Origin of the sequence: Paeniroseomonas aquatica (assembly GCF_030409335.1) — a bacterium.
Lineage (GTDB): Bacteria > Pseudomonadota > Alphaproteobacteria > Acetobacterales > Acetobacteraceae > Belnapia > Belnapia aquatica.
This window is the reverse complement of the sequence record NZ_JAUFPN010000020.1, coordinates 84,650-97,214: the sequence shown is the minus strand read 5'-3', so window position 1 is coordinate 97,214 and position 12,565 is coordinate 84,650. Positions and strand designations below refer to the sequence as shown.

The 12,565-nt window shown below is 74.7% G+C and carries 13 protein-coding genes and 1 pseudogene; 6 read left to right on the top strand and 8 right to left on the bottom strand.

Annotation, left to right across the window (positions count from 1 at the left end; translation table 11 throughout):
• Nucleotides 1-4: 4 nt before the first annotated feature.
• A complete protein-coding gene (locus QWZ14_RS02615) occupies nt 5-469 on the top strand; it encodes a VOC family protein (RefSeq protein WP_290315009.1) in 465 nt (154 codons plus the stop codon).
• Nucleotides 470-614: 145 nt separating this feature from the next.
• Entirely contained in the window at nt 615-1,817 is a 1,203-nt protein-coding gene (locus QWZ14_RS02610; protein ID WP_290315008.1) for a Zn-dependent hydrolase, read from the top strand.
• Here QWZ14_RS02610 and QWZ14_RS02605 read toward each other — a convergent pair.
• The 8 genes and pseudogenes from QWZ14_RS02605 to QWZ14_RS02570 all read right to left on the bottom strand — a co-directional run.
• A pseudogene (locus QWZ14_RS02605) lies at nt 1,802-2,332 on the bottom strand (tripartite tricarboxylate transporter substrate-binding protein); the annotation flags it as partial. The gene QWZ14_RS02610 and the pseudogene QWZ14_RS02605 sit on opposite strands and share 16 nt — an antisense overlap.
• A 19-nt stretch (nt 2,333-2,351) precedes the next feature.
• Nucleotides 2,352-2,723 (bottom strand): oxalurate catabolism protein HpxZ, encoded by a 372-nt coding sequence (gene hpxZ / locus QWZ14_RS02600; protein ID WP_290315006.1) that lies wholly within the window; start codon nt 2,721-2,723, stop codon nt 2,352-2,354.
• Nucleotides 2,723-4,516 carry an allophanate hydrolase gene (gene atzF, locus QWZ14_RS02595; protein WP_290315005.1) on the bottom strand — a complete coding sequence of 598 codons (1,794 nt, stop codon included), beginning with the start codon at nt 4,514-4,516 and terminating at the stop codon, nt 2,723-2,725. Before atzF ends, hpxZ begins: the two co-directional genes overlap by 1 nt.
• A complete protein-coding gene (locus tag QWZ14_RS02590) occupies nt 4,513-4,884 on the bottom strand; it encodes a hypothetical protein (RefSeq protein WP_290315004.1) in 372 nt (123 codons plus the stop codon). Before QWZ14_RS02590 ends, atzF begins: the two co-directional genes overlap by 4 nt.
• Nucleotides 4,885-5,033: 149 nt before the next feature.
• The gene (locus QWZ14_RS02585; protein WP_290315003.1) at nt 5,034-6,011 is read right to left on the bottom strand and encodes a D-2-hydroxyacid dehydrogenase family protein; all 978 of its coding nucleotides are present in this window, start codon (nt 6,009-6,011) and stop codon (nt 5,034-5,036) included.
• Nucleotides 6,012-6,032: 21 nt separating this feature from the next.
• Nucleotides 6,033-7,841 carry a heavy metal translocating P-type ATPase gene (locus QWZ14_RS02580; protein ID WP_290315002.1) on the bottom strand — a complete coding sequence of 603 codons (1,809 nt, stop codon included), beginning with the start codon at nt 7,839-7,841 and terminating at the stop codon, nt 6,033-6,035.
• Nucleotides 7,838-8,287, bottom strand: coding sequence for an acyl-CoA thioesterase (locus tag QWZ14_RS02575; protein ID WP_290315001.1), 450 nt, complete (start codon nt 8,285-8,287; stop codon nt 7,838-7,840). The genes QWZ14_RS02580 and QWZ14_RS02575 overlap by 4 nt, the downstream gene beginning before the upstream one ends.
• Entirely contained in the window at nt 8,284-9,186 is a 903-nt protein-coding gene (locus tag QWZ14_RS02570; protein WP_290315000.1) for an ABC transporter substrate-binding protein, read from the bottom strand. The genes QWZ14_RS02575 and QWZ14_RS02570 overlap by 4 nt, the downstream gene beginning before the upstream one ends.
• Nucleotides 9,187-9,440: 254 nt before the next feature.
• Between QWZ14_RS02570 and minC the strand changes: the two genes are divergently transcribed.
• From minC to QWZ14_RS02550, 4 genes are all read left to right on the top strand, one after another.
• Nucleotides 9,441-10,238, top strand: coding sequence for a septum site-determining protein MinC (gene minC, locus QWZ14_RS02565; RefSeq protein ID WP_290314999.1), 798 nt, complete (start codon nt 9,441-9,443; stop codon nt 10,236-10,238).
• Nucleotides 10,239-10,295: 57 nt separating this feature from the next.
• Entirely contained in the window at nt 10,296-11,117 is an 822-nt protein-coding gene (gene minD / locus QWZ14_RS02560) for a septum site-determining protein MinD (protein WP_290314998.1), read from the top strand.
• A complete protein-coding gene (minE, locus tag QWZ14_RS02555) occupies nt 11,117-11,413 on the top strand; it encodes a cell division topological specificity factor MinE (RefSeq protein ID WP_290314997.1) in 297 nt (98 codons plus the stop codon). Before minD ends, minE begins: the two co-directional genes overlap by 1 nt.
• Nucleotides 11,414-11,478: 65 nt before the next feature.
• Nucleotides 11,479-12,531, top strand: a complete 1,053-nt coding sequence (locus QWZ14_RS02550; protein WP_290314996.1) for a serine hydrolase domain-containing protein — start codon at nt 11,479-11,481, stop codon at nt 12,529-12,531.
• Nucleotides 12,532-12,565: the final 34 nt, after the last annotated feature.

The window sequence follows — 12,565 nt, the reverse complement described above, 5'->3', positions numbered from 1 at the left end:
GCCCATGCCGCTGCAACGCCTCCAGCACGTGCTGATCCAGACCACCGACCTCGCCGCCACCAGCCGCTGGTGGGAGGAGGTGCTGGGCCTGCGCGCCGGTCCGCACCCGGACTTCGGCTTCCCCGTCGCCTGGCTCTATTGCGGCGAGGAGGACGTGGTCCACCTGACCGAGGGCGGCGCCGCGGTCTCGGCCAACCGCCAGGCCTATCTGGCGCAGCAGAGCCAGGCCGAGCGCGGCACCGGCGTGCTCGACCACATCGCCTTCCATGCCACCGGGCTGGCGGAGATCCTGGCCCGGCTGCAGGCCCGTGGCGTGCCCTTCCAGTCCCGCCGGGTCGATGCCCAGGGGCTGTTCCAGCTCTTTCTCTTCGATCCCAATGGCGTGAAGGTGGAGCTCAACTTCGCCGGGAGCGAGGCCGATGCCGCCGGCATCGCGCCCCAGCTCATGGCCAGCAGCCTGCCGCGCTGAGCCGGCCCGGGGCGGGGCGGTGCGATGATCCAGGGCATCCGCCCGCCCTCCGGCCGGCCCGGGACAGCAGGGCGGCCGCGACGGGCAGGGTCTGGTCCCGCCCCGGCCGCCGTAGCAGACTGTGCGCTGCAGCAAAGGTTGTCCCATGCCGAAGATCGATGCCGAACGCTTCCTCAAGGACCTGAACGATCTGCGGAAGATCGGCCAGTACCGGACCGGCGTGCATCGCCCGACCTATTCGCCCGAGGACATGGAAAGCCGCCGCTGGCTGATGGCGAGACTCGAGGAGATCGGGCTCGAGGCCAGCATCGACGGCATCGGCAACGTCTATGGCCGGCACCGCGGCCCGGGCCCGCACCTGCTGGCGGGCAGCCACATCGAGAGCCAGAACCAGGCGGGCTGGCTCGACGGCGCGCTGGGCGTCATGGCGGCGGTGGCGCTGGCCCGGGCCGGGCTGCCGGTGGACGTCGCCGCCTTCGCCGATGAGGAAGGGCATTTCGAGGGCGGCTTCCTCGGCAGCAAGTCGATCATCGGCATCCTGTCGGAGGAGGAGATCGACCGCAGCCGGAGCCGCAACGATGGCACCCCGCTGCGCGAGGCGCTGGCCGCCGCCGGCCTCGCCGGCCTGCCGCGGATGCAGCTCGAGCCCGGCCGGCACAAGGCCTTCCTCGAGATGCACATCGAGCAGGGCACGCAGCTCGAGAATGCCGGGCTGCAGGTCGGCGTGGTCACCGGCATCGTCGCCATCTGGCAGTGGCGCATCACCATCGAGGGCATGCAGGACCACGCCGGCGGCACCACCATGGCCGAGCGCCGCGACGCCGGCCTCGCCGCCGTGCGGCTGCTGGCGATGATCGACGCCGAATTCCCCAAGGTCTGCGGCGAGCGCAGCACCTGGACGACCGGCCGCATCGCAGTCGAGCCCGGGGCGCCCAGCATCATCCCCGGCCGCGCCGATATCCTCTTCCAGTTCCGCGACATCGCGCTGCCGGTGCTGGAGCGGATGGAGGCCTGCCTGCGTGCCTGCGTGCAGGAGAGCAACCGGCGCGAGCGCTGCACCGCGACCCTGACCAATGTCAGCAAGTCGCTGCCCGCGCCCTGCGACCCGGCCACCATGGCGGCGCTGGAGGCGGCGGCCGAGACGCATGCGCCCGGCCGCTGGCAGCGGATGCCGAGTGGCGCCGGGCACGACGCGCAGTACATCGCCCGGGTCATGCCGGTCTCGATGCTCTTCACCCCCTCCATCAAGGGCATCAGCCACCACTGGGCCGAGGACACCAAGGAGGAGGATCTGGCGCTCTGCTGCCAGGTGCTGGCGGATGCGGCGGAGGCCTATCTGAAGGGCTGAGGCGCCGCTGCTCCGCCGACACGCCGGCCACCAGCGGGCGCCAGCGCGCCGTCTCCGCCGCCGCCACCCGGGCGAAGGCGGCGCCGTCGCCCGGGTGGCGGCACGGTGCCCTGATGCCGGAGGCGGGCCTGGACCTCGGGCGCCGCCAGCGCCGCGGCGACGGCGGCGGCAAGCCGCGCCGGCACCGCCTCCGGCACGCCGCGCGGGGCGACGATGCCGCTGACCGAGCCGTTCCCGAAGCCGGGCAGGCCCGGCTCGGCCGCCGTCGCCACCTCCGGCAGCAGACCGAGGCGTTCGGGCGCGGCCACGCCCAGCGCCGGCTGGCTGCCGGCGCGGACCTGCCCGGCGACGATGGGCGTGGCCTCGGCGGTCGCGTCCACCCCGCCCGCGAGCACCGCCTGCACGCTGGCGGCGCCGCTGCGGCAAAGCATCGTCAGCAGCCGGGCCGCGGCCAGGGACTGCAGCAGCAGGGTCAGGTGCGGCGAGGAGCCGCTGCCGGCGGTGCCCCAGCTGACCGCCTCCGGCCGCGCCGCCTCACGGCATCAGGCTCACATGCGCGGCGACGATGCGCCAGCCGTCGTCCGGGAAGCGGACCCAGGTCTGGCTCTGCCGGCCGCGCCGGCCGGCGCGGAGGAATTCGGTATTGGCGGTGGCGAAGTCGCGGCCGTAGGTGGTGATGACGGTATTCTCGAGGCTGCGCTCCAGCCCGACCGGGGAGCGCCCGGCGCGGAAGGCGGCGATGGCGTCCCAGCCCAGCAGGTTCTCGGCCGGGCCGTAGCGCAGCGTGCGCGGGTCGCGGCGGAACAGCCGCTGCAGCACCGCCACGTCGTTGCCGGTCAGCGCCCGTTTGTATTCGGCGAAGCAGGCCCGCATCTCGGCGAGCACCTCGGGGATATCGACGTCCATCACGTGTTGTCCTTCATCGCCAGATAGGCCCGCCAGCCGCCGGTCGCCGAGATGTCGGGCGTGCCCGCCGCCCCCGCCGCCTCGCAGAGGAAGCCGAGGGGGGCGTTGCCATCCGCCAGCTCCACCCGGCCGAAGCCGAGGGGGGGCGGGATCTCCGCCAGGAAGGGGCCGATGGCGGCGGCGGGGAAGGCCCAGACCTCGCCGGCCACGGCGACGCCGCCGGCGGCGACCCGCACCAGCCCCGGACGGCCGCCGAGGTCGTGCAGCCGGTAGGCCGGCGCGGTGGCGGCCTCGGCCAGGAAGCGCCCGCCGTGGCGCAGCATCTGCGGGTTCAGCGGCAGCCCGGACATATGCGCGCCGATCGCCAGCAGCGGCAGCTCGTCGGCGGCGAGGGCCGGCGGCGCCGGCGGCGGCGGCACCGCGGCCCCGAGGGCGCCGAGCCCGCCCCCGGCGGCGGCATGCAGCGCGGCGCCGAGCCCGGCCAGCCGCGCCTCGGCGAAGGCCGGGCCGACCAGGGTCAGCCCCACCGGCCGGCCGTCCCGCCGGTACCCCGAGGGAATGGCGAGCGCCGCGAGGTCGCAGATATTGACGAAATTCGTATAGGTGCCGAGCCGGGAATTGGCGGCGACCGGCGCGGCCGCCAGCTCGGCCAGGCTCGGCAGGCCGGGGGCGGTGGGCAGCAGCAGCAGGTCGGCGCCGGCGAAGAGCACGCGGGCCAGCCGCCGGGCCTCGGCGGCGGCGTGGAAATCCTCCCAGGCGTCGATGGTCAGCAGGGGCAGGCCGGCGGCCAGGATGCCGCGGGTGATGGGGTGGAGGCTGTCGGGCTTCTCCGTCAGCATCCCGCGCAGCGCCGCGCTGCGCTCCGCCACCCAGGCGCCGTCGTAGAGCCGCCGGGCGATGGCGAGGAAGGGCGCGATATCGACGCGCGCGATGCGGCCGCCGAGCGCCGCGGCGCGGGCCAGCGCCGCCTCGTACAGCGCGGCGTCATCCGGGCTGTCGAAGATGAGCTGCCCGTCCAGCGGCACCGCCAGGCGCCAGCCGGGCTGGGGGGCCGGGGCCGCCCGCCAGCCGGCCGGCGCGGCGCGGGCATAGCGGTCTGTGGGCGTCGGGCCGGCGATCACCGCCAGCACCGCGGCGGCATCGGCGACGGTCAGGGCGAAGACCGAGACGCAGTCGAGCGAGCGGCAGGCCGGCACCACCCCCTCGGTCGGGACCAGCCCGAGGCTCGGCTTCAGCCCGACGATATTGTTCGCCATGGCCGGCACCCGGCCGGAGCCCGCGGTATCCGTGCCCAGCGAGAAACCGGCGATCCCGGCGCCCACCGCCGTCGCCGAGCCGGAGGAGGAGCCGCCGGGGATGCAGGCCGCCGCCACCGCGTTGCGCGGCGTGCCATGCGGGCTGCGGGTGCCGTTCAGCCCGGTGGCGAATTGGTCGAGGTTGGTCTTGCCCAGCAGCACCGCGCCGGCGGCGAGCAGCCGGGCGACGGCGGGGCTGTCGGCCGCCGGCTGGTAGGCATGGTCCGGGCAGGCGGCGGTGGTCGGCAGGCCGGCGGCGTCGATGTTGTCCTTCACCACGAATGGCACGCCATAGAGCGGCCGCCCGCGCGGCCCTTCCGCCGCAAGCGCCGCGGCCCGGGCCCGCACCGCCTCGGGCGGGACGGCGGTGATGAACAGCGCCGGGTCGGCCCAGGCCGCGATGCGGGCCAGCGCCGCCTCCGCGACCTCGGCCGGCGAGCCGCCTGCGGCGTGGAAGGCCGCGAGCGCATCCAGGGTGAAGGCGGGCGGTACCGTCATCGTCGGTGCCTCAGCAGGGCTTCGCTGGCGCGCGGCAGCTCGCCGCCCGGGGGCTGCTGCGCCTCCAGGATGCGGAAGTGATCGGCGCTGGCGACGGGGATGAGCGGTCCGGGCGCATGCGCCCCGGCCCGCCGGGCATGGACGTCGCGCGACTGCCGCGCCGGGAACAGGTCCCAGGCATTGCGCGGGCCGGCGTCATAGCCGAGGCCGGGGTGGCCCGGCCGCGCCGCGCGGAAGGGCGCGGCCTCGGCGTTGCGCGCCGCGATCAGCGCCGCGCTGTCCGGCACGGCCCGGCCGCTGTCATGGGCCGCGCTGCGTTCGGCGGGGCTCGCGGCGGCCCAGAGGCCGGGCAGGGGCGTATGGCGCATCGGGCGGATCCCATTCTCGCTGCCGGCGGAAGGCCTGCCTGCTTGCAACGCCCGGGCCACCGGCCGGCAACGCCCGTGCCGCGGGCAGGCCGGGGCGGCGGCCGCCGCCGCCGATCCCCCGGCCTGCCCGCGCAGCAGGCAGCCGCCGCTCAGTCGGCGCGCAGCTGCCGCACCGGCGCCCCGGCCAGGTAGCCCTCCACCGCCTCGACCGCGCCGAGGAAGTACTGGCGGTAGTTCTCCTCGGTCACGTAGCCGAGGTGCGGCGTCAGCACCGTGTTCGGCGCCGCCAGGATCGGGTGGCCGGGCGGCAGCGGTTCGGCGTCGAAGACATCGAGCCCGGCGCCGGCGATGCGGCCTTCCTGCAGCGCCGCGATGAGGGAGGGTTGGTCGATCAGCGGGCCGCGGCTGGTATTGACGATGACGGCGGTCTTCTTCATGCGCGCCAGATCCGCGGCGCCGATGATCCCGCGCGAGCGGTCGGACAGCACGAGATGCATGCTGACGACATCGGCCTCGGCCATGAGCGTCGCCTTGTCCACGGCGGTGGCGCCGGCGGCGGCGGCCTTCTCCGCGGTCAGGTTCTGGCTCCAGCCGATGACCTTCATGCCGAAGGCGGCGCCGACCTTCGCCACGCGGGTGCCGAGGTTGCCGAGGCCGACCATGCCCAGCGTCTTGCCCTCGAGCGTGTCGCCGACGCTCCCCCCCGGGGCGAGCTGCCAGCCGCCGGCCCGCAGCGAGGCCTGCTGCTCCGGGATGCGGCGCATGAGCGAGAGGATCAGCCCCCAGGTCAGGTCGACCGTCGGGTTGCCGAAGCCCGGGGTGCCGCAGACGGTGATCCCCTGGGCAGCGGCGGCCGCCAGGTCGATGCTGCGGTTGCGCGCCCCGGTGGTGATGAGCAGCCTGAGGTTCGGCAGGCGGGAGAGCAGCGGCTGCAGGAAGGCGGTGCGCTCGCGCATCATCAGGATGGCGTCGAAGGGCGCGAGGCGGGTGGCGAGCGCGTCGACATCGGTGAGGGTGTCGCGGAAGACCTCGAGGGTGATCTCCCGGGGCAGCCGGTCCCAGGGGCCGCGGGTCAGGGCGACGCCCTGGTAGTCGTCCAGGATCGCCAGACGGGTCAGCTTCGGCATGTTGGTTCCTCCAGGGAGAGTCTAGCCGCGCAGCACCCGCAGGGCATTCAGGATGACCGCGACGTCGATCCCCTCCTGCAACACCGCGCCCTGCACCGGTGTCAACTGCCCCGCCGCCGCCGCCAGCATCCCGAGGGTCGAGAGGCCGATGCCGGCGCCGACGCTCTGCAGGGCGATGCCCCGGGCGCGGCGGGCGATGCGCATCGCTTCGGCCAGCCGGTCGATGCGGTCCACCAGCACCACCGCATCGGCGGCCTCGGCGCTGGCCACGGTGCCGCGGGCGCCCATGGCGACGCCGATATCGGCCGCCGCCAGGGCCGGGGCGTCGTTCACCCCGTCGCCCAGCATCAGCACCGGACCTGCCGGCTTCTCCCGCAGCACCGCCGCCACCTTCTCGGCCGGGGAGCGCTCGGCCAGCACGGCGTCGACGCCGAGGCTCCGCCCGACTGCCTCGGCGATGGCCAGCCGGTCGCCCGAGAGCAGCACCACCCGGCGGATGCCGGCCGCCCGCACCGCCGCCAGCATGGCCGGCGCCTCGGCGCGCACCGGGTCGGCGAAGACCAGCACCCCGGCGGGGGCGCCATCGAGCGCGACCAGCACCCGCGCCGCGCCGGGGGCCTGGACATCGGCCAGCGCCGGGAAGTCGCCGACGAACTCCGGCCCGCCGAGCGCCACGCTGCGGCCCTCGACGATGCCGGCGATGCCGGCGCCGGCGACTTCGCGCAGCGCCATCGGCGTTGCCAGCGCCAGCCCGGCCTCGCGCGCCGCGGCGACCAGCCCGACCGCCAGGACATGCGCCGAGGCCTGGTCGAGCGAGGCGGCCAGCCGCAGCAGGTCGGCCGGATCGACGCCGGGCAGCACCAGGGTCTCGACCAGCCGGGCACGGCCCTCGGTGAGCGTCCCGGTCTTGTCCAGCATCAGCACCCGCACCCGGCCGAGCAGCTCGAGCGCCGCGCCGCTTTTGACCAGCACGCCGACCGCGGCGCAGCGCGACAGCCCCGCGATGATCGCCACCGGCACCGCCAGGATGAGCGGGCAGGGGGTCGCCACCACCAGCACCGCCAGCACCCGGCGCGGGTCCCCGGAGGCCAGCCAGGCCAGCAGCGCGATCGCCGCCGTCGCCGCCAGGAAGCCGAGCGCCCAGCGGTCGGCCAGCCGCGCCATCGGCGCCTTGCTGGCCTGCGCCTGGGCCACCAGCCGGATGATCCCGGCAAAGGTGCTCTCGGCGGCCGGCTTCGTCGCCAGCAGGTCGAAGGCCTCGCCGGCATTGCTGCTGCCCGAGAGGATGCCGGCGCCGGGTGCCAGTCGCCGCGGCGCCGCCTCCCCGGTCAGCGCCGAGGCATCGATCACCGCCACGTCCGACTCGAGCGTGCCGTCGGCCGGCACCACCTCGCCCTGGCGGACCAGGATGCGGTCGCCGGGGCGGATGGCCTCGATCGGCACCTCCTCCAGGCCGGCGGCGCCGTGCCGCGCGGCATGGCGCGGCTGGCGGGCCAGCAGCGCCGTCATCTCCCGGCGGGCGCGGGCGCGGGCGAAATCCTCGAGGAAGGCGCCGCCGGCGACCATCAGTGCGATCACCGCCCCCGCCAGCTCCTCGCCCAGCAGCAGCGCCCCGGCCATCGACAGCGCCGCCAGCAGATCGAGCCCGGCATCGCCCCGGCGCAGCTTCTGCAGGATGTCCCACAGCAGGAGGCCGAGCACCGGCAGCATGCCGAGCCGGTAGGCCGGCGCCACCCCGGCCAGCCCGGCCGCGAGGCCGAGGGCGGCGACCGCCAGGGCGGCACGGCGCAGCGCCTGGCCGGTCACCGGCCGGCCCACCCCGGCGATCACCCGGGAGGCAGCAGCAACCGCGCCGCCACCTCCCGCAGCCGCGCGGGCAGCGGCACGCTGCGGGTCTGCTCGGCCCGGGCGACGTAGACGTGGATGAAATGCGCCTCGGCGCTGGCGGCGTCCTCGTCGTTGCGGAAGATGCCGATCTCGTAGCGGATGGAGGCGCCGCCGAGCCGGCCGCAGCGCAGGCCGCAGGTGACGCGGTCCGGCCAGGCGATGGGGGCGAAGTAGCGGCACTGGGTCTCGACCACCAGCCCGACCTCGGCGCTGCTGGCGAGGTCGAGCACGCCGTGCCCGACCAGGAACTCCGCCACCGCGGTGTCGATCCAGCTGTAGTAGGTGACGTTGTTGACGTGGCCGTAGACGTCGTTGTCCATCCAGCGGGTCGGCACCGTGGTGAACCAGCGGTAGTCGGCGCGGGTGCCGACCGGCGGGCGCGTGCTCATGCCAGCGCCTCCGCGACGATCTCCCGGTCGACGCAGGCCTCGAAGGGCGGCACGTGGGAGATGGCCCCGGCGGCGAGCATGGCGGCGCCCAGGGTCTCGAAGGCCGCGCGCGGAAAGGTGGGGCCGGCCTCCCAGAGGCCCAGCGCCTGGTAGCGGGCGATGGCGCGCAGCCGGTGCGCCGCCGGCACCTCGGGGAAGCGCGGCGCGATGAGGTCGGCGACCTCCGCGGCCGGCGCGGCGCGGATGAAATCCAGCGCGTCGGCCATGGCGCGGATCATCGCCATGAGCTCGGGGCGCCGGGCGGCGATGCCGGCCTCGGTCGCGTAGAAGCTGGTATAGGCGGTCGGGCCGCGGCTGGCCTGGGCGTGCCAGACCGCGCCGCCGGCATCCTCGACCTGGCAGGCATAGGGCTCGAAGAGCTGCGCCACCTCGATGTCGCCGTCGGCGAGGCCCGCGACATTCCCGGCCATCGTGCGGTGCGCGATGACGTTCGTGGCGTCGAGGTCGATCGATGCCCTGGCAAGATCCCCCCTCAGGCACCAGCCCGGCGTCGGCACCTCGGAGACGAGGCCGAGCCGCAGCCCCGGCAGGTCCTGCAACCGGAAGCCGGACCGCGGCGCCGCGCCGGCCAGCAGGAAGGGATCGCGCATCACCACGGCGCAGAAGCTGCGGAGGGTGCAGGACGGGTCCTGGCTGCGCAACAGCAGCGGCCGCATCGGCCCGGACCAGGCGAGGTCGGCCTCGCCGGCCAGCAGCATCGCCGCCGCGCGGTCGGTGGTGCCGGCGGTGACCAGCCGGAGCGCGAGTCCCTGGGCGGCGAAGCTGCCGCGCGCCTCGGCGAGGTAGAAGGGCGCGTAGAACAGCGCGCGGAAGGGCTCGAGCAGGGTCATCGGACGCATGGCGCCCTCCTTGGTGTGCGGCGGCATTATGACGGGGCCGGGCCCGAATCCAATCCGGGCGCCCCCGGCCAAGGTGCCCCGCCCTGGCCGCCGCCCGCTGCGCCCATTCGGTCCCGGTGTGGCCCATTCCGGCCCTGGCGATGCATTCGGGCTTCGCCGCCGCCGATGCGGCGGCTATAGACATCACGCGGGCGGCACCGACGCCGCCCGGTCGCTTAACCCTTATGCCCGCCGCGGCAGGTCCGAGAGCGCCTTTGAGCAGCCAGACGCTTCCAGAAGCATTCCGCCTCCGCGCCGGCAACTTCAACCTGCTCGTCCTGCGCCTGCTGGACCCGCGGCCGGATGCGGTGCTGCCCGCGCTGGGCGACCAGTTCCGCCGCGCGCCGGGCTTCCTGCGCTTCGCGCCGCTGGTCATCGGCCTGGCCGACCTCGAGGTGGCGCCCGAGTCCGTCGACTTCCGCGGGCTGATCGCCGGGCTGCGGGCGCTGGAGATCGTGCCGATCGGCACCACCGGCGGCAGCCAGGCGATGCGCCAGGCTGCCCAGCATGCCGGCCTGCCGCCGCTGCGCCCGGTCGGCCTGCCCGGCGGCAAGGAGAGCGAGACCGATGTCGCCCTGGCCCCGGCCGAGGCGGCCGCCGCGCCGGCCCCGGCCGCCGCCATCCCCGCCGCGCCCGAGCCGCCGCCGGCCGCTCCGGCGGTCGACTTCAGGGGCTCCGGCCGCGCCGCCATGCTGGTGACCGAGCCGGTGCGCTCCGGCCAGCGGATCTATGCCCAGGACGCCGACCTCATCATCACCGCGACGGTCAATCCGGGCGCCGAGATCGTCGCCGACGGCAATATCCACGTCTATGGTGCCTTGCGGGGCCGTGCCGTCGCCGGCGCCTCGGACGATGCCACGGCGCGGATCTTCGCCATGAATTTCGACCCGGAACTGGTCGCCATCGCCGGCTTCTACGCGGTGCGCGAGGGCCTCGGGACGGCGCCCATCGGCAAGCCGACGCAGGTCCGGCTCGAGGGCGAGGAAATGCGGTTCACGCCGCTGGGCGCCTAGCGTGCCCGGCAGGCGCCTGAACCGGGGGATTGGCATGCGGACAAGGGGAATGCGTCCATGGCGCAAGTGATCGTCGTCACCTCGGGCAAGGGCGGCGTCGGCAAGACGACAACCAGCGCCGCCATCGCCACCGGCCTCGCCCAGCGCGGCAAGAAGACGGTGGTGATCGACTTCGACGTCGGCCTGCGCAACCTCGACCTCATCATGGGGGTCGAGCGGCGGGTGGTCTTCGACATCGTCAACGTCATCCAGGGCGAGGCGCGGCTGAACCAGGCGCTGATCCGCGACAAGCGGGTGGACACGCTCAGCATCCTGCCGGCCAGCCAGACCCGGGACAAGGACGCGCTGACCCGCGAGGGCGTCGCGACCATCATCGACCAGCTCAAGGAGGATCACGACTTCATCCTCTGCGACAGCCCGGCCGGCATCGAGAAGGGGGCGCTGCTGGCGCTGTACTTCGCCGACCAGGCGATCGTGGTCACCAACCCCGAGGTCTCCTCGGTCCGCGACTCCGACCGCATCCTCGGCGTGCTGCAGTCGAAGTCGAAGCGGGCGGAGGAGAAGCGGGACAAGGTGAAGGAGCATCTGCTCGTCACCCGCTACGACCCCAACCGGGTCGAGCGCGGCGAGATGCTGAAGCTCGAGGACATCCGCGAGATCCTGGCGATCCCGCTGCTCGGCGTGATCCCGGAGAACGAGAGCGTCCTCCGCGCCTCGAATACCGGCACCCCCGTCATCATGGACCAGGAAAGCGCCGCCGGTCAGGCGTACAAGGATGCGGTGTCCCGGTTCCTCGGGGAGGACGTGCCGCACCGCTTCCTCGAGCCCGACAAGAAGCCGGGCCTGTTCAAGCGCCTGTTCGGAGGGAGGGCTGCGTGATGAGCTGGCTCGATTATTTCCGCGCCAACCGGAAGCCTGAGCCTCCCGCCACCGCCTCCGCCGCGAAGGAGCGCCTGCAGATCGTGCTGGCGCACGAGCGCATCGGCCGCACCCGGGAGGATTTCCTGCCCAAGCTGCAGATGGAGCTGGTGGCGGTGGTCGCCCGCTACGTCGCGATCGACCCGGGCAAGGTGAACATCAACCTCGACCGCGGCGGCGACATGTCGACGCTGGCGATCGAGATCGAGCTGCCCGGCCCGCCCTCGGTCCGGGGGCCCCGCGCCGCGACCGGCTGAGGCCGCCGCCACCGGGCCGGGCGGGCGCCCTGGCGCGGGCGCCGGCCCGGCCATAGGCTCCCGCCATGGACCAAGCATCCCCCGCCGGCGCCTATGGCCCGGCCGTCGCCTTCGCCCTTGCCCATCCCTCGCCCTGGCCGCTGGACATCCGCGCCCACATCGCCGGCGGCTTCTTCGAGCCGCCGCCGGACAACGCCATCCTCGGCCCGGTCGAGTCGCGCGGCCCGGCCAACGGGCTGATCCTGCGGCACGGCCGGCCGGTCGCCCGCTGGGGCGACACGCGGCAGGTCGACATGACCTTCTCGGTCGCCAAATCCTACCTGGCGCTGCTGGCCGGCATCGCGGTGGGCGACGGGCTGATCCCCGACCTCGACGCCCCGGTCCGCGCCCTGGTCGAGGACGGCGGCTTCGAAGGGCCGCACAACGGCGCCATCACCTGGCGCCACCTGCTGACCAATACCTCGGAATGGGAAGGCGCGCTCTTCGGCAAGGCCGATACCATCGACCGCGGCCGCAACCTGGTGGTGGAAGGCCAGGGCCGGAAGGGCCTGCCGCGGCCGCTGCAGCCGCCCGGGCAGTACTGGGAGTACAACGACGTCCGGGTGAACCGGCTGTCGCTCGCCCTGCTGCGGGTCTTCGGCCGGCCGCTGCCGGAGGTCTTCGCCGCGCGCATCATGCAACCCATCGGCGCCTCGGCCGACTGGCGCTGGAATGGCTACGAGACCTCCTGGGTCGAGGTCGGCGGCCGGCGGGTCCAGAGCGTCTCCGGTGGCGGCCACTGGGGCGGCGGCGTCTTCATCCATGCCGAGGACCAGGCCCTGGTCGGCCAGCTCACCCTGCAGGACGGCATCTGGGACGGGACCCGGCTGCTGCCGGAAGGCTGGGTCGCGCAATGCGCCACCGCCTGTCCGCTGAATCCGCACTACGGGCTGCTGTGGTGGCTGAACACCGGCCGCAGCCGCTGGCCCGCCGCCAGCGCCGCGAGCTGGTGCTTCCTCGGCGCCGGCGGCAACGTCACCTGGGTCGATCCCGAGGCCGGGACCGTGGCGGTGCTGCGCTGGGTCGATGCGACGAGGCTGGACGGCTTCATGGCGGCGGTCGCGGCCGCCGCCGGCTGAGCCGGCCGGCCCGGCGGTCACCGGCGGCGGGCGT